This is a genomic window from Steroidobacter sp., from assembly GCF_036406195.1.
Classification (GTDB): domain Bacteria; phylum Pseudomonadota; class Gammaproteobacteria; order Steroidobacterales; family Steroidobacteraceae; genus Steroidobacter.
In genome coordinates, this window is record NZ_DASWVW010000027.1 from 256,717 (window position 1) to 273,241 (window position 16,525).

Below are 16,525 nucleotides of genomic sequence, written 5' to 3' on the forward strand. Positions count from 1 at the left end.
GCCAGTGCAATGTGCTGCAAGCGGGCTCAGGGGTTGAGCTGGCCGCTCGATCAATGTAAGGTACGGCTGTCGCCATCGGCAGTCACACATCAATGCAGGGGACTGCCAGCGCGTAGCGCACGAAACAAGGCGTCGGAGTACCAGTGCGGTATTGCTCAGCCGCGCTTCTTGCAACGCGTGCGAACGACGAGCGTCGTGCGCAACCGATGGGGAATCCGATATGGCCTCAACCACCTCCAGTCATAGCTTCAATCCAGCCACGTTTGATGTGGCCACGAGCAACCAGTCCCAGTGATGAAGTCACGACTGGTCTGCGTTTCCAACAGAGTCACCTTACCTCGCAAAGTCAGCGCGCCTGGCGGGCTCACGGTCGGCATTCTCGGCGCGCTCAAACGCACCGGCGGCCTGTGGTTCGGTTGGGGTGGCGAGCTCACCGACGGCGATCCCGGGCCCGCTGAGATTCTCACTCGCGACGGCATCGCGTTCGCGACCGTGCCGGTGCAACAGCAGTTGTTCGATCTCTACTACAACGGTTTCGCGAACGAATCGTTGTGGCCGCTGTTCCACTACATGCCGAGCCGGTTTCGGTTTCGGCCGCAGGAATGGGCCGCCTACGAGCAAGTGAATCGCCAGTTCGCGCAAGCGCTGCTGCCACTGTTGAAAGAGGACGATTGCATCTGGGTGCACGATTATCACTTGATTCCGCTCGCGCGCTACTTGCGCGAGATGGGCGTGCGCGTGCCGATCGGATTCTTTCTGCACATTCCGTTTCCTTACATCGAAACCCTGCGAGTGCTGCCGACCTATGCGGAGTTGATGCGCGACCTGGTGGCGTATGACCTGGTGGGCTTCCAGACCGACAGCGATCTGAATTGCTTTCTCTCGGCGGTCGTGGCTGTGTTCGGAGAGCGCGTCGTCGAGGATCACTGCATAACAGTGGGTAACCACAGCGCGCGCTGCGGCGTATTTCCAATCGGCGTGGATGTCGATGCGATCCAGAAGACCGTGGCCGCGTCACAGCGCAGCGAACCGGTACGGCGCATGGTGGAGAGCTTGTTGGGACGCAAGCTGGTCATCGGCGTCGATCGTCTCGACTACAGCAAGGGCCTGGTGGAGCGCTTCGCCGCCTACGAACAGTTCCTGGAAACATTTCCGCACAACTGCGGGCGGATCACTTATCTGCAGATCGCGCCGCTGTCCCGCAAGGACGTAACCTCCTATGCCGAGATTCGCCGCAAACTGGAGCAGGCGGCCGGCCGCACCAATGGCCGATTTGCGGAGACGGATTGGACGCCGATCCGCTATCTCAACCGCAACTTTCCACACGACGTGCTGATGGGATTCCTGCGTGCCGCGCAGGTCGCGCTGGTGACGCCATTGCGCGATGGCATGAACCTGGTGGCCAAAGAATATCTCGCCGCGCAGGATGAAGACGACCCGGGGGTGCTGGTGCTATCCAATCTCGCGGGCGCCGCGCGCGAGCTGACAGCGGCATTGCAGATCAATCCCTATGATCCACAGGCGCTGGGCCATGCACTGCAGACGGCACTGACGATGTCATTGGGCGAGCGCCGGGAGCGTCATCGACAACTGATGCAGAATTTGCGTGAGCACAGCATCAATGCGTGGGCGAGCGAGTTCGTCGCAGCCTTGCGCTCGCCGATATCTGCACCCGAGGTTCGCGCGGCCAGCTGATGTCGTACCCGGCCATGTCGTATCCGGCCGGTGGGTCGTTGCGACCGACCGGCCGGTTCTCAGGAGCACGCGTCGCTCAGAAGCCCAGATAGGCGCCGATATTGAAGTTGCTGCTGTCGTTCTCGATGCCGTTATGCGCCTCGGCCTTGGTATCGGTGAACTCGGCCAGCAGCGTCAATGCCTCGGTCAATGAGTGGTACACACCGACCGTAAATTTCTTGTTGGTCTCCACCAGGTCCGAAGGCAACTCGCCGCTCGCCAGGTCGAGATTGCTCTCGCCATAGTTGACCCCGAACTTGGTATCGCCGAGCTTGTAGGTCACCTGCGCGAGGAAGCCGTCCGAGTCGCGCTCGCGGCCGCCCGGCGCGGCGCCGAACAAGTACAACCCGGTCGTACCCATGCCCTTGCCGTTGTAGTACCAGCCCAGCACTTCGAAACCACCGAACGTCACCTTGCCGCCGACATCGAAACCGCGGCTGTCGAAGTCGTCCACGTTGGTGACGCCTTCCTGCTTCTGCGTGATATAGGTGGCGGACACATAGAAGGGCCCGTTGGTGTAGGCAACCTTGGCGTGGAAGCCCGGGCTGCCCTCGGGGGTGGCGGTACCCTGCGTGATGGGCTCCACCGGATCGAACACGCCGACGGTGAGCTTGAAGCCGCTCAGGTCCGGCGTGGTGTAATTGATCTGCGCCAGCCAGTCCGTATAGATGTAACCCAGGCCGATCGAGCCGAGCGAGGTGTTGGCCGGTGCCGCGTAGTTGCCGTTGGCGGCGCCCACGCCCGGCAGGGTCATGTCGTTCAAGATCGCGTCCGCGCCGAACAATCCGATGTTTCGGCCGAGCATGAAGGTGCCCATGTTGTCGTTGCCGAAGGTCATGAACACCTGGCGCATGTCGATGGCGGTCGTGCCGAGCGCGGTATTCAACAGCGCCGCGCCCTGTTGCAGGTTCGGACTGCCGTCGTTGGTGCTGATGCCCGGATAGAAGCCGAAGGTCACGGACAGGTCGTAACCGTTCTGCGTCGTCGAGGCGCCTATGGCCAGCGCCGCGGGCAGCAGGCCGTTACTGATCGACGAGGATTTGTCTTCCCCAGCCGCGCCCCGGCAGGCGAGGCCGCCAGTGATGCCGAGCGTGGTTTCCTCCTCGCAGCTGGCATGTATGTAATGCACATTGACGTTGCCGCTGGCGGTGAACTTCCAGTCGCCTGCCGACAGCTCGACGGCAGCCGCCGGCGCGCTGGCCGCGAGCGCCACGCATGTTGCCAGCGAATATGGGAACAGGTGGCTCGATCCATTCTTGCGTTCTTTGGTGCGCATGGTTCCCCCTTGAGATAGGACTGGCAAACAGCAGCAATGGCCGGCCAGCCGTCCGTTCCCGGCAGGTTCCGGGTCTTATTGCTTGATCCGGATACAGCAAGGGCTATGCCACATTCGGATATGGCAGCGGGGGTGTGTATACGGCCATACGCCGCTCTCGGTAATCGCAGGCTGGCGCGCCGCTGTTTGTAATATTCGGATGGAAACGCGGCAGCTGGCGGCAGGGACAGGGAGGCGGGCGATGTGTCAACAGGTGACAGTGTTACGTCACACTGACACAGTTGCCACCCGCCGGTTTGTTAGAAAACGTCCTGTGACATTTGTGGCAATGCAGTCTCATATCTTTCGCGGGTTGCGACTCTCCGGGATCATGGCGCGCATGCGACGGGTGAAGCTCCGCAGGCACACTTCATTTTCGCTCAGCGGGCCGACCGAGTAGCTGCTCGAATTCATGCCGGCTTGGACCCGGGCGATCAGCGCCGTGTCCTCCTTGTTGACCTGCCTGTTGATACGCCAATTGAGATATCGCGCCGCACGCATTTCGCGGCGGGAATCGGGATGCACGTACGCAATCTCGCGAATCATGGTTTCCGTCGGCGAGATGGGAATGAATTGCATGAAGTCGATCTGGTCGGGGTAGATGTCGAAGGCGACGTTGGGCCAGAGCTTGAAATAGGTCCATAGCCGCTGCCGCTCGGGCGGCAGGTGGGCTACTGCCGGCAGCAATTTCTGATACAGGCGCTCCGACCAGTTGCGGCTGGGTACGTCCTGCAGGAGGCCCCACATCTTGTCGACCCACGGCTGGGCTTCGATGCCATAGGACCGGCCGAACAGCCGCGACAGTCCGGGATGTGCGACATCGATGTGCATGCCGTCCGAATAGTTGTCCGCGACGTTCTTCCAATTCACCGGCCGCGGCCGCAAGGTGACGCGCCCCTGGGGCACCAGCTCTTCCATGCGATAGACCGCGAGCTCGTCGCTGTAGGGCGCCATCATGTCGCGAACGCTCGGCAGGCCAGGTTCCAGGCGGATGAAAACGAAGCCCAGGAAGATTTCCTGCTCCAGCGGCACCAGGCCGTGCTGTTCCGGCTGGAAGTCGCGGAAGGTTTCCCGATAGGGCACGCCGATCAGCCGACCGTCGAGCGAGTAGGTCCAGGCATGGTAGGGGCAGGTGATGCGTCCGCCGCAGTTGCCCTGCGGACCATCAACCAACCTCGACGCTCGATGCCGGCAGACATTATGAAAGCTGCGGATCACACCATCGCGGCCACGTACCGTCACGATGGATTCGCCGAGCAGATCGAAACATTGATAGTCGCCCGGGTTCGGCACATCGCTGCCGTGACACACCAGCTGCCAGCTGGTACGGAAGATCGAGCGCTTCTCGAGCTCGAAGAACTCCGGATCGCGATAGATCCAGCCCGGCAGGCCGACGGACGAATCGTCGGTGTCCACGGGCTGTAAAGCAACGGGCCGGGCAGCGGCGGACACAGTGGTGCTCATGGGGCGCCATCCTTGAATCGGTGAGAGGCGGCAGGATTGCCGGAGTCGCGCAGGAAGTCCAGTCCGGCGCGGCCGGGCCATAGACACCTGTCGCAAACGGCATGAACCCGCCTATAGTTCAATGGCACTTAGTTAGCGCCCTGCAGTGGTTGGCGGTTGGCGGTTAGGGCAGAACGGAGGCCAGGATTTAGCTCATTTCTGGCTAACCGCTATCCGCCATCCGCGAACCGCTGCGACAAAGACGGTTAACTAAGCACCATTGGCCTATAGTTGGGTCATTGCACGAGGGGGTGGTGGCTGGCCATTGACTGAATTCATCCGAGTGTCGGCGTTGCTGGGCGCCGCTTTCCTTTCAGCTTGTACGCAAGACGAATGTCAGGTCGGTGTCTTGCAGCGTCTCCAGCTGCCGCGCCTGGCTATTCCACGGCTTGTGAAAAGCTCTGCTCGTAGACGCTCAGCTCGCCTTCCAACTGGTCGAAATACTGCAGCTGTGCCAATGCGATCGCGGCCTCGCTCGGAGCGCCGCATTTGCAGTGCGGGTCCTGCTCGCGACGGAACTGCTTGAGCAGACCGAAATATTGGCTGTCTGGAATGCCTGCCTTCTCCAGCACGACGGCGGGCAAGAACCACGAGGGGAAGTCGTGGCTGAGCGAGTCCCGTGAGCGGTTGTCGATCAGCAGCCACGGCACCGGTTGTTCCTCGGCGTTGCGGCCATCCTGAAATGGAAGTTGCGCGAAGACGCGGTTCAGCGTCGGCATGTGGTCGCTGTAGATGAGCAGCAGCGTAGGGCGCTCGCGCGCCTCGACGAAATCCATCAGGCGCTTCATCTGCGCGTCCGTCGCCTGAGTCATTTTCAGATAGGTCTGCAATGTTTCGCGCAGCCCAGCGTCGAGCCCGGCCACAGCCAGCTCCGGCATCGCTTCCTTGGGCAGCGGCACATCTTGATAGGGCCCATGATTCTGGATGCTGATGCCCATCACCATCTGCGGCGACTCGCCCTGGTCGATCTCGGCGATGATCCGGTCCACCAGCGCCGCATCGCTGACGTACCAGCCATGCCGGTCGGCGTCGGCGAAGCTGTCGCCATCGATGAAGCGATCGAAGCCGAACGCGCGGAACGCATCGTTGCGGTTCCAGAAGGCACCGCCATTCGGATGAATGGCCAGCGTGCGGTAGCCGTTCGCGCCCAGCTCACGCACCAGGCCGGGAAACTCCGAGCGCGTCATCTGCAAGTAGGGATAGCGAACGCCGCTGAACGCCGCCAGCGGCAACCCGGTGAGCACTTCGAATTCGGTACGGATCGTGCCGCCGCCGAACGTAGGCACATATAAATCTCCGGACCAGCCGCGTTTCATCGCTGCGCGCAGGTGAGGCATCGCATCGTATGCGACGCCGGCAAGCCGGCTGGGATCGAACAGCGACTCGCTCTGCACGATGATGATGTCGGGCAGCTCCGATGGGTCCGGGGCGGCGAGCGGCAACGGCATCATCGGATTGTGATCGTGGAATACGCGACGCGCATGCTCCAGATTGGCGCCGGGTCCTTTATCGCCTCGCAATTCCCAGTAGAACAACAGCATGTTGGTGATGATGCCGGTGCGCGCCGCGCTATCGCGGGGCGCCCAAGGTTCGAACTGCAGACGGCCGGCGTTATAGATGAGTCGCCATGGAGCGCTACCCTGCATGAGCGACATTGCCAGCACCACGGCACCCAGGGCGATGGCCCATCGCGGCCGACCTTGCAGCACGCGGATGGCAGGTTCGCGCCGGAACAGCAGCAGAGTGATCGCGAGTGTGAGCGCCGCGAACAGTACCTGCAGTCGCGCGTTGGTCAGGTAGTGAGCAAAGAATGAATAACTCACGCCGATGGTTTTCAGGAAACGAAAATCATCCGGCAGCAGCGGCGTGGCGAGCTCCTGCATCTTCACATGGTTGACGAAATACAGTCCGCCGAGCAGCAGCACAGTGAGCCAGTGTGACAGCACCAGACGGCGCGTGATCACCAGGAAGGCCGCGTTCACGATCAGCACCGGCACCACGTTGAGCAAAGCCAGCGCCCAGGGCTGCAATGTGGACAGGGGCACCGGCCAGGGCAAGGCCGGGTCCAGCCAGCTGAGGAACAGCACGTATGCCACGGGCGCCAGGAACAGGGCCCATTTGACCGGCCCGTCGAGCCGGACGGCACGGGTTTGGGGCATGGCGGAACTTTCTTGGGTCGTGCGGAGGACGGCGGTCACTGTGCGGAGTCGGTTACTGCCCACTACTCAAAACGGTTGAGCGCGTGGTTTGTTCAGGGCTGGTTGCTGGAATTTGGGAGGGCAGGTGGTCCGGGCGTTGCGGACATTGCGGGATCACCGGCTCGGTCTCGCCATCGTCGGCTGCGTCTGCCGTGCGTTCTACCAGGATTTCCACCCGGCGGTTCAACTGTTGCGCCTCGGGCGCGGCGGCGAAGCTCATGGGGCGGCGCTCGCCAATGCTCACCACCTCCATGGGCACACGGCTCAGTCCCGAAGTGGCGAGCGCTCGCTGGACGGCGCGCGCACGGCGAAGCGCCAGCGAGTCGTTGTAACTGCAAGTGCCGACCGAGTCGCTGTGGCCTACGAGTACGATGCGCGAAGGGCGTTGCCGTCGCAACTCTCGTGCAAGCCGCGACACTGCGCCGCGCACTGGCCGGCGAAGCACGGACTCGTTGAAGCAGAAATGCAGCGAAGGGCCACGGCGCTGCAGATTCGGGTCCGAGTAGGTGGGCACGGTCGTTTGGTCGAGCGTCGTGCCATCCCATGCGACAGCGTCGCTCTCGGCACGATTTCGCAGCGAGGTTGGCATATCTGTCGAACGCTGTTCGAGCACGGACGACGTCATGGCGGCCACACCGCTATCGGTGCATGTATCCTCGAGCAGCTCGCGCGCGTCCTCGAAGTTCGGCGGAGGTCTCGTGCCCGTCGTGGGATCGATGGGTCGGCGCAATCGTTGTGACAACAAGGTCAGGCGCATGGCAGCGCCCACCGCGGTGTGACCGAATTTCTCCGCGACCACCTCGAGCGGCTCGATGTCGCTGCGGTCGCCGATGCGACCGCCGAAATACAGGAACTGACCGACGTCCTTCGCCAGCTGGCCGTCGGCATCGAGCAGCGGTTGCAGCGCCTCGCGATCCTCGGGAGTGCTCGGCTCGACGATGGCAATTCCCAACGGCTCGCTCACGACATCCTGGTTCGATGCGGCCAGTTGCAAGCGCGCCCTGATCTCGTAATCGCCCGGCTCGGGGAAGGTCCAGCCAGCGTCGCCGTAATAGATGGGTACCGTTTCTTCGGCGCGCTCGCCAGGTTGCAGCAGTGCATCGTCGTCATCGGTGGGCTCGAACCAGGTCATGGGTTCCAAGGGCAACCACTCATCCGCGCCCACCTTACGATGGTCGATCATCAACATGCCATAACGAGGATTCAGGCGGCCGACGATGGGCAGGGCCTCCTCGCTGGTGTTGTCGACCATCACTCGGACCGCGATCGGATAGCCGAGCGGATACGGCGCTGCCTGCGCTTGCAGCCGAATGTTCGCGATGGGTGGCGCCGGCTCAGGTTCCTCTTCTGTTTGCGCCGCGTTCGCGTCGCTCAGCCAGAACAGATTTCGCAACCGGCGCATCGCCATGCTCCATCGGGACTGGTCGCGAGCGCTGGCCAACTGTCGGCGCGCGTCGTCACATTCCGTAGGCGATGCTCGCCGATTGGTGTAAGGCGAATTGTATGGGCCGGGCAAAACATCGCGCGGCGTCGCGGTCTGAAAGAAACGAATGGTTTTCGGGCTCAGTGCCATCAGCGGCGGCTCCAGCAGGCTCCAGCCGTGCGGCCCCTGGTCGGAAATGCAGCGAGTCGGGGCTTCGAGCGTCAATCGTCCGTCGTCCGTCTGCACGGCATCCGCATGATGTCGATTCAGAGCGTGCAGCAGTTCGTGTGCGAACGTTCTCAACTGCAGGGTGTCGATGAGCGCAGGCTCGTGAGCGCGGAAGTATCGCTCGGTCGTTCTGGGCGCGACCGCGAAGCCTTCGCGGCCCGCTGTGTCGAACATGACGCCGAACAGTTGCTCGCCGTTGTCGGCGATCAGTGAGTTGACGAACAGCGCATATAGCGTTGCGTCCCTGTCGGGCGAGGTCTTGTTGCGCCACGCGGTGACGAGCTGAAACAGGTCGGCGCGATCGAGCGGGCCGCTGGCAGGATCGTAGGGCAGCCCGATCTGATCGATTTCCGGAGTCAGCTCGATGCCGCCGTCGCGCAGAATGCCAGTCAGCGACACTGGCTCCTCGCCTGCGGCGACCTCGAGGCTGATGGGCTCGATGCGCCCGAGCGCGTCGATCTCCAGCCCGACCGAATACCGCTGTCGCGCGCAACTCGGATGGTCGCAATCGTTGGCGGGCCAGAACAGGGCCCACAGCAGCAGCGCCCCGGCGAGCGCGGCGGGGATGAGCACGCACGCCGCAGCCTTCCGGGCCCGGTGATCGGTGCCGGAGGATTCCGGACGGTTGTCGTTTGCGCTCGTCATCAGGTGCGGAGGAGTGTTCGGTCAGAGATTAACACCGACACGTACCCGGTGTTCCTTTGAGCCTCGCCATCCCGGCCGGACTCGATGATCCCGCAACCCGACGAGGCAGCAAGTGCGCCTGCGCCGACTATCGTCTCTGCATGAGTCACTCCCTTACGGTTCGAGCACGCCTCTCAAACGTTCACGTGGCCAGGCGCGTGCGACGCTTCAGTTCGAGCTCGGTGGTCCGATGCAGCTCGTTCAGTCTGCGCGCCGTTCAGGTTTCGATGGTTGCCCGTGGCCGGCAACTCTGAAAACATCGGCATCATGAAAAGGTGGGTGACGATTCGCTGTCTGGTCATTGCGACAATGTCACTGCTCGCGGCGGCAGTTCCGCTTGCCGGCGCGGCACAGGACAACATGAACGCTTTCGAGGTGCCGCTGGCGTCGGCACCGGTCCCGCAGCAACGTTACGTTTCCGACAAGCTGGTGTTGAATGTTTATTCCGAACCCGCTCAGGGTAGCGAACGGGTGGCGACCATTCAGACCGGCGATGCCGTCGAGGAACTGGAGCGCTCGGACAAAATGGTCCGGGTGCGACTGGAGGATGGGCGCGAGGGTTGGGTAGGCGCGAATTATCTGGTCGACGATGCACCGGCGATCGTGCGTCTGCGCGAGTTGCAGCGGCAGCAACCGACGGCTGCTGCGCCTCGCATTGATAAAGCTGCCGCGGAGGAGAGCGCTCGGCTGAAGAAAGAGAACGCGGCGTTGCGTAGTCAGATTGGCGAGCTGCGATCGCGTGTCACTTCTCTCTCCACGGCGGCGGCCGAGAGAGAACAAACCATGGACACTCCGGTGCCTGAAACAACTCTGGAAACAGCCAGTCTTGCCAGCGCCGCGCCTCGCGGTGGCGTTTTCGGCTGGCTACTTGCAATCATGTTGGTTGGCGCCGTCAGCTACGCCAGCGGCTATCAGACCCTCGCGCGCAAGCTGCGCAAGAAGTTCGGCGGGCTGAAGATCTATTGAGCTGGCGGTGATTTCACCCGCCTGACGAATCGTCAAGCACCGCTGTCATTTCGTTGATAATCACTGCCGCTCTGGTCAGGCTGCGTCCTTCTGAATGACGCCGCGGGCCCCTACGATGGCTGCAATTGGCGCGTACGCGTCGCAGCGATCGAGGACGCAGCCATGGTGAACTACGTCGGTATTGCGGACATTCAATTCTTGATCGATGAGATCGGCCCGGGCGAATTCATGGAGCGCCTGGCGGCGCAGATCGAGTCGGACTATCGCCGCTGGAGCGAATTCGAGAAAACGGCGCGCCTGGCCAGCCACTCCGAGGTGGGTGTGATCGAGCTGATGCCCATCAGCGACGGCGGCCTCTACTCGTTCAAGTACGTGAACGGTCATCCGAAGAACACCAGCCAGGGCCTGCTCACAGTCACTGCGTTCGGCGTGCTTGCCGATGTCGACACTGGCTATCCATTGCTGCTGTCGGAGCTGACCGTTACGACTGCACTGCGTACAGCGGCGATGTCTGCATTGGCTGCGAAGTGGATGGCGCGGTCCGACAGTCGCGTGATGGCATTGATTGGCAACGGCGCACAGAGCGAGTTCCAAGCCATCGCGTTCCAGCGCATGCTCGGTGTCCGCGAGATTCGCTTGTATGATGTGGATCCGCGTGCGAGCGCCAAGCTCACTCAGAATCTTCGCCTGCTTCCGGAGCTCAGAGGCGTTTCATTGGTGCGAGTCGGCTCGTCCGAAGAAGCGACACGGGGCGCGGACATCATTACCACCGTCACCGCGGACAAACGCAATGCCGTCATCGTGACGCCGGAGATGGTGGAGTCGGGCATGCACCTGAATGCGGTCGGTGGCGATTGCCCCGGCAAGACCGAGTTACACGTCGATATTCTCAAGCGCCGCGATACGCGCATCGTCGTCGAGTATGAGCCCCAGTCGCGGATCGAAGGAGAGATTCAGCAGCTTCCCAAGGACTTTCCCGTCATCGAGTTCGCGGACGTGGCCAACGGGGCGGCGCAGGGACGCGGCTCGGCTGAGGAGATCACGGTGTTCGACTCGGTGGGTTTCGCGCTCGAAGACTATTCGGCCCTGCGGTTCCTGCACGACCTGATTGGCGAGCGGCCGGAATTCTGTCGGCAGATCGATCTGGTGCCGGAACTGGAAGATCCGAAGGATCTGTTCGGCGGCACGCTCGGCGCCGGCAGGAAGCGAGCACGTATCCGTCGTGCCGCCTAGAGGAGGCGGCTGAGAAGGCGCTAACTCAGGCGGAACGTTTGCAAGTGGATGCTGGTCTCGCTGTTGGCGATGCCCTTGATCTTGCGGATGCGCTCGAGTACCGCGGACAGCTCGGTGAGCGTCGGGGCATGCACCTCGGCGAGTAGGTCCCAGCGGCCGTTGGTGTCGTGCAAGGCGCTCACTGACGGCTCGCCCAACAGGCGCTTCACCACCTCGCGGGTCCTGTCACCTTCCACCGCAATACTCATCCACGCCCGAATCTCGCTGGGCTCGGTATCCGTGCGAACCTGGACGGTATAGCCGGTGATGACGCCGCGCGCTTCGAGGCGGGCGAGACGATTGACCACGGTGCCGCGTGATACACCCAGCTTCCTGGCCAATGTGGCCGTAGGTGTCCTGGCCTGGACACGTAGCAGTGCCAGCAATTTGTGATCGAGCTCATCGAGCGATGCGCTCTTGTCACTGGTGGGCTTCGACTCGCTCTGCATATCCGTGCAAGTGTTTCGGAAGTGACGAACTATAGCCCATGCCAGGCCCGGCCGCCCGTGCCAGCGGTTGGCAGTTGGCGATTGGTGGCTGGACAGAACAGGGGTCGGCTCGAACTCCTTCTCCGTCCAACCACCGGTCACCAACCGCTAACCGCTGCCAGGAGCACTCGCGGAAAACGCTAGGGGTCGACGCAAGGACCGGGGATGGCCGCTGTAAGCGATGCGGTCTACAATCCGGCCACTCCCGTCAGCGCTCGTCGTCAAGGAATCTTCATGAAGTTGCTCCGCTATGGCCCGAAGGGCCAGGAAAAGCCGGGCCTGCTGGATGCCAGCGGCACGATTCGCGATCTCACCGGCCACGTCGCGGACATTACTCCCGAGGTGCTTGCCAAGCCGGGGCTCGCCAGGCTTGCCGCGCTCGATCCCAAGTCGCTGCCCATCGTGTCGGGGACGCCGCGTTATGGCGTGCCCGTCAACGGCATCTCCAAGTTCATCGCCATCGGCCTGAACTTCTCCGATCATGCCCGCGAGTCGAACATGCCGATTCCCTCCGAGCCGCCGGTCTTCAGCAAGTTCGTCTCGTGCCTGAGCGGCCCGAACGACGACGTGATGCTGCCCAAGGACGCGACCAAGGGCGATTGGGAAGTCGAGCTGGGTTTCTTTGTCGGCAAAGAAGCGCGCTACGTCTGCGAGTCCGAAGCCCTCGACTACATTGCCGGCTACGTGCTGGTGAACGACGTGAGCGAGCGCTCGTTCCAGCTGGAGCGGGGGCCGACCTGGGACAAGGGCAAAGGCTTCGATACCTTCGGGCCGGTCGGGCCGTGGCTGGTGACGCCTGATGAAGTCGGCGATGCGCATGATCTCGGCATGTGGCTGGACTTGAACGGCAAGCGTATGCAGACCGGCAATACCAACACCATGATCTTCAATTGCGCACAGATCCTGGCGTACCTGAGCAGTTGCACGACCTTGATGCCGGGCGATCTGGTGACCACCGGCACACCGCCGGGCGTGGGGCTGGGAATGAAGCCGCCGGTCTGGTTGAAGCCCGGCGATGTCATGCACCTGGGCATCGACAAGCTCGGCGAGCAGAAGCAGAAAGTGGTCGAGTGGCGTCGCGGCTGACGCCCCATTGTCGACCAATATTCGATCAGGGTTCCGGGGCCGGCGTGCTGAGCTGCTTCTTCAAGTAATACTCGCGCCACAGGATGATCATTCCCGCGGCGGCCACCAGTGGCGCGCCGATCCATATGGACAGCATCGGGATTTCGCCGAAGAACACGTAGCCCAGCAGCACGGCCATGATCATGCTGGTGTAGTCGAGCGGGGCGATGGTGGACGCCTCGGCGTGTCGATACGCATACGTCATCAGCAACTGCCCGGACACACCGAACAGGCCGGCCAGAATGATCAGGCACCATTGCATCACCGTCGGCATGGGCCAGCCCTGCAGGGCCGTGATGGCGGAGCACGCCATGAACGTCAGCGAAAAATAGAACGTGATGGTGATGGCGTGCTCGGCGCCGCTCATCTTGCGCAGGAAGATCATGGCGAACGCCGAGAACAGTGCCGCGCCCAGCGCGGTCAGCGCCCCCAGTGCGGAGTGTCCCGCGAACGACAGATGCGGACCGAGCATGATCAGCACGCCCAGAAAGCCGGCGGCCAGCGCCGTCCAACGAAAGCGATGGATGTGCTCGCCCAGAAACATCATCGCCAGCACGGTGACGAACATGGGAGACGTGAACGTGATGGCCGTGACATCGGCCAGCGGGATCATCGTGACCGCGGCGAACAGGCAAAACATGCTGATGGTTCCGGACAGCGAACGCAGCGCATGCGAGCGCCAGTTGGCCGTCTTCAGCAGGTGCAAAGCACCGGTGCGCCACGCGATCACGGCCAGGACCAGGGTCGAAATGGCGCCGCGGGCGAAAATGGTCTGGCCGACGGGAATCTCCTGGCCCAGGAACTTGACGCACAACGTCATGCCCGAGAACAGGACCACCGAGCCCAGTTTGAGCGCGATCCCCAGGGCGGGGTTGTGGGCCGGATGACGGTGGGACGAGGATGCGGAGTGCAAGGGAACGGGACGATGGCCTGGCGTCGCGGGAGTATACCGGTCGCAGCGCGTCGCGGGCTGCCTTTGTAGGGTCGCAAGCTCACTCGTAAGCTCATTCGCAATTGCATGTCGCGGGAACGAGCGGTATATGCAAAAGGAGACGGTCGAGAGGCGCGCTCAATGACCAGCATCCCGCGGTATCTCGCGCTGACGTGCGCAATGGTTGCTGCTGCCGCATTCGCGGCGGAACAGTGGACGGGTTACGAAAGGCTCACGCGTGAGCAGTTGATCTCCGCGCTCGATGCCACGCCTGCCGGAGAAAAGGCTGAGCTCACGTCGAAGAATCTTATCGGCGTGGACTTGTCACGGGTCGACTTTCGCGGCGCGAATCTCTCGGCGTCCGTACTGAACAACGCAAATCTCAGCGCCGCGACGCTCGATCGCTGCAATCTCACGGTCAGCTTCCTGGAAGGAGCCAACCTGTCGGGCGCCTCGCTACGCGAAGCGATGATGTTCTCCTCGCAGCTGGCGGGTGCGAATCTGACCGGCGCCGATCTCACCGGTGCGCGCCTGATCGGCGACTTTCGCAATGTCGATTTTTCCAAGGCCCGGCTCAACCGGATGAATGCCGCGCCCGACATGAAGAACCAGTCGATGGGACTGATGCGCGCCAGTATCGTGAGCGCCAGGGCCATCGAGGCGGATCTTTCCGATTCGGATTTTTCGCGCACCGATTTCAGCTTTTCTGACTTGACGCGCGCGAAGCTGCTGCGAACCAAGCTCTATCGTGCCGACTTCAGCGGCGCCATTCTCGCCGGCGCCGATCTGACGGACGCCGACTTGCGCGACTCCGTATTGATCGACACTGACTTTACGGGCGCAAATCTCACCAATGCGGACCTCACTGGCGCGACTGTTCGCTCCATTCGCGGCCTCGATACTGCAACGACGACGGGGGCCCGCGGTCTGCCAGCCAGCGAGTGAGGCTCGACCGCTATGCTCGCTTGAGCGTGCGCTTGCGAAAGTCGCCGATGATTTCGTGTGCCGCGTTGTGTCCGGGTGCGCCGGTGACGCCACCGCCCGGATGCGTGCCCGACCCGCACATATAAAGGCCGGCAAGCGGCCCGCGATAGTTGCCATAGCCCAGCATCGGCCGCGCGGAGAACATCTGATCGAGCTGTAGCGCGCCGTGGAAGATATCACCGCCCACCAGGCCGAAGGTCCGTTCGAGATCCAGCGGGCTCATGATCTGGCGGCCAAGTACGGCAGCTTTGAAGTTCGGCGCGTATGCATTCACCGTCTCGATCATGAGATCGGCGACCGCTTCCCGATGGTCATCCCAGGACGCGCCATTGGGCAACTGCGGAGCGACGTGCTGACAGAACAAGCTCGCGACGTGCTGGCCAGCGGGCGCGAGGCTATCGTCGAGCGTGGAGGGAATGAGCATCTCGACGATGGGCTGCTTCGACCAGCCGTGCGTTCGGGCGTCGAAGTAGGCACGTTCCATGTAGCCCAGCGTCGGCGCGATGATGATGCCAGCCGTGTGATGCGTGGCGCGCTGCTTGCCGGGCAAGCAGCTGAAGTCTGGCAACTCCGACAGGGCGACGTTCATGCGAAACGTGCCGGAGCCGCAGCGCCAATGAGCAATGTGCTCGCGGAATGTCGCGGGTAGCGCGGCTGCGTCGATCAAGCTCGTATACAACAGCTTGGGATTGAGGTTCGAGACCACCGCGGCCGTCCGGAATGTTTCACCCGCTTCGGTAACGGCACCGACGGCTCTGCCATTCTCGACGATGATTTCGCGCACGCCCGCGTTGACGCGAATGTCCACGCCGCGGCTGGCGGCGGACTTCGCCATCGCCTGTGTAATCGCGCCCATGCCGCCAATGGCATGACCCCACGTGCCTTTCTTGCCGTTTACTTCGCCAAAGCAGTGATGCAGCAGGACGTAGCCCGTGCCCTGAGCATAAGGACTGGAGTAGCTGCCCACGACGCCGTCGAAACCGTACAGCGCCTTGATCGGCGCGCTTTCGAACCAGCCATCCAGATAATCACCCGCGGAAGTCACGAACAAGCTGAGTAATTCCTGTCGGGTGCCCATGTCGAGCTTGCTGATCTTGCTGCCGAGACGGGCGGTTCGCAGCAGCTCGGGAATAGCTGTGCGCCAGCCACCTTCGACGACATTGGGAGGCGTCTGCAGGACCAGGTCACGCAGCACATCGGCGATGACTTCCAGGCGTTCGCCGTAAGCGTCCAAGCGGTCCGCGTCTTTCTGGGAGAATTTCGCGACTTCCTGTTTGGTGCGAGCGCCGCCGGCGGCGAGATAGCGCCCGTCTTCGGTCGGCAGGAAATTGCTCATCTCTCGTTCGACCACGCGCAGCCCGTGCGCATGCAGGTCGAGATCGCGGATGACCTTGGGGTTGAGCAGCGAGACGGTGTACGAGGCCACCGAATTGCGAAATCCCGGATGAAACTCTTCGGTCACGGCGGCGCCGCCGACCACGTGCCGGCGCTCCAGCACCGTGACCGTCAGGCCCGCGGCGGCGAGGTAGGCGGCACAGACCAGTCCATTGTGGCCGCCGCCGACGATCAGGACGTCGGACTGGCGCGTCGCTGCGGCATTCATCCAGGGGTCTCCTTGGAGCAGGTACGACAGAATTACATTTTTTCGCTCCGGTCGCGAGCGTTTGCCGCCGC

At 62.6% G+C, this 16,525-nt stretch carries 12 protein-coding genes; 5 read left to right on the forward strand and 7 right to left on the reverse strand.

Annotated elements, in window-relative coordinates; all coding sequences use genetic code 11:
* Positions 1-294: 294 nt before the first annotated feature.
* Entirely contained in the window at positions 295-1,695 is a 1,401-nt protein-coding gene (locus VGE08_RS12700; RefSeq protein ID WP_331068263.1) for an alpha,alpha-trehalose-phosphate synthase (UDP-forming), read from the forward strand.
* A gap of 76 nt (positions 1,696-1,771) precedes the next feature.
* On the opposite strand, the gene VGE08_RS12705 is transcribed toward VGE08_RS12700, so the two are convergent.
* The 4 genes from VGE08_RS12705 to VGE08_RS12720 form a co-directional block, all read right to left on the reverse strand.
* The gene (locus VGE08_RS12705; RefSeq protein WP_331068264.1) at positions 1,772-3,010 is read right to left on the reverse strand and encodes a hypothetical protein; all 1,239 of its coding nucleotides are present in this window, start codon (positions 3,008-3,010) and stop codon (positions 1,772-1,774) included.
* A gap of 336 nt (positions 3,011-3,346) precedes the next feature.
* Positions 3,347-4,513 carry an aromatic ring-hydroxylating dioxygenase subunit alpha gene (locus VGE08_RS12710; RefSeq protein WP_331068265.1) on the reverse strand — a complete coding sequence of 389 codons (1,167 nt, stop codon included), beginning with the start codon at positions 4,511-4,513 and terminating at the stop codon, positions 3,347-3,349.
* Between the two features lie 416 nt (positions 4,514-4,929).
* Positions 4,930-6,711 (reverse strand): LTA synthase family protein, encoded by a 1,782-nt coding sequence (locus VGE08_RS12715; RefSeq protein WP_331068266.1) that lies wholly within the window; start codon positions 6,709-6,711, stop codon positions 4,930-4,932.
* A 52-nt stretch (positions 6,712-6,763) separates the two neighbouring features.
* Entirely contained in the window at positions 6,764-9,046 is a 2,283-nt protein-coding gene (locus VGE08_RS12720; protein WP_331068267.1) for an OmpA family protein, read from the reverse strand.
* Between the two features lie 276 nt (positions 9,047-9,322).
* Between VGE08_RS12720 and VGE08_RS12725 the strand changes: the two genes are divergently transcribed.
* The gene (locus VGE08_RS12725) at positions 9,323-10,051 is read left to right on the forward strand and encodes a TIGR04211 family SH3 domain-containing protein (RefSeq protein ID WP_331068268.1); all 729 of its coding nucleotides are present in this window, start codon (positions 9,323-9,325) and stop codon (positions 10,049-10,051) included.
* A 162-nt stretch (positions 10,052-10,213) separates the two neighbouring features.
* The gene (locus VGE08_RS12730; RefSeq protein WP_331068269.1) at positions 10,214-11,284 is read left to right on the forward strand and encodes an ornithine cyclodeaminase; all 1,071 of its coding nucleotides are present in this window, start codon (positions 10,214-10,216) and stop codon (positions 11,282-11,284) included.
* Positions 11,285-11,304: 20 nt separating this feature from the next.
* Here the strand turns inward: VGE08_RS12730 and VGE08_RS12735 are convergent, their stop codons facing one another.
* Entirely contained in the window at positions 11,305-11,772 is a 468-nt protein-coding gene (locus tag VGE08_RS12735) for an Lrp/AsnC family transcriptional regulator (RefSeq protein ID WP_331068270.1), read from the reverse strand.
* 273 nt (positions 11,773-12,045) lie between these two features.
* On the opposite strand from VGE08_RS12735, the gene VGE08_RS12740 reads away from it, so the two are divergent.
* Complete coding sequence (locus VGE08_RS12740) at positions 12,046-12,897, forward strand: fumarylacetoacetate hydrolase family protein (protein ID WP_349258693.1); 852 nt, start codon at positions 12,046-12,048, stop codon at positions 12,895-12,897.
* Between the two features lie 25 nt (positions 12,898-12,922).
* Here VGE08_RS12740 and VGE08_RS12745 read toward each other — a convergent pair whose 3' ends face one another.
* Positions 12,923-13,849, reverse strand: coding sequence for a DMT family transporter (locus VGE08_RS12745; RefSeq protein WP_331068272.1), 927 nt, complete (start codon positions 13,847-13,849; stop codon positions 12,923-12,925).
* Between the two features lie 159 nt (positions 13,850-14,008).
* Here VGE08_RS12745 and VGE08_RS12750 point away from each other — a divergent pair, with 159 nt between their 5' ends.
* Positions 14,009-14,812: a pentapeptide repeat-containing protein gene (locus tag VGE08_RS12750; RefSeq protein WP_331068273.1), complete on the forward strand. Its 804-nt coding sequence runs from the start codon at positions 14,009-14,011 to the stop codon at positions 14,810-14,812.
* A 10-nt stretch (positions 14,813-14,822) separates the two neighbouring features.
* On the opposite strand, the gene VGE08_RS12755 is transcribed toward VGE08_RS12750, so the two are convergent.
* Positions 14,823-16,454, reverse strand: a complete 1,632-nt coding sequence (locus tag VGE08_RS12755; RefSeq protein ID WP_331068274.1) for an NAD(P)/FAD-dependent oxidoreductase — start codon at positions 16,452-16,454, stop codon at positions 14,823-14,825.
* Positions 16,455-16,525: the final 71 nt, after the last annotated feature.

What these genes read in the sequence shown, in the direction of transcription:
- VGE08_RS12715 (WP_331068266.1), bottom strand. Translation starts at nt 6,711, where the DNA reads ATGCCCCAAACCCGTGCCGTCCGGCTCGACGGGCCGGTCAAATGGGCC.
- VGE08_RS12755 (WP_331068274.1), bottom strand. Translation starts at nt 16,454, where the DNA reads ATGAATGCCGCAGCGACGCGCCAGTCCGACGTCCTGATCGTCGGCGGC.
- VGE08_RS12720 (WP_331068267.1), bottom strand. Translation starts at nt 9,046, where the DNA reads ATGACGAGCGCAAACGACAACCGTCCGGAATCCTCCGGCACCGATCAC.
- VGE08_RS12705 (WP_331068264.1), bottom strand. Translation starts at nt 3,010, where the DNA reads ATGCGCACCAAAGAACGCAAGAATGGATCGAGCCACCTGTTCCCATAT.
- VGE08_RS12735 (WP_331068270.1), bottom strand. Translation starts at nt 11,772, where the DNA reads ATGCAGAGCGAGTCGAAGCCCACCAGTGACAAGAGCGCATCGCTCGAT.
- VGE08_RS12710 (WP_331068265.1), bottom strand. Translation starts at nt 4,513, where the DNA reads ATGAGCACCACTGTGTCCGCCGCTGCCCGGCCCGTTGCTTTACAGCCC.
- VGE08_RS12730 (WP_331068269.1), top strand. Translation starts at nt 10,214, where the DNA reads ATGGTGAACTACGTCGGTATTGCGGACATTCAATTCTTGATCGATGAG.
- VGE08_RS12750 (WP_331068273.1), top strand. Translation starts at nt 14,009, where the DNA reads ATGACCAGCATCCCGCGGTATCTCGCGCTGACGTGCGCAATGGTTGCT.
- VGE08_RS12700 (WP_331068263.1), top strand. Translation starts at nt 295, where the DNA reads ATGAAGTCACGACTGGTCTGCGTTTCCAACAGAGTCACCTTACCTCGC.
- VGE08_RS12740 (WP_349258693.1), top strand. Translation starts at nt 12,046, where the DNA reads ATGAAGTTGCTCCGCTATGGCCCGAAGGGCCAGGAAAAGCCGGGCCTG.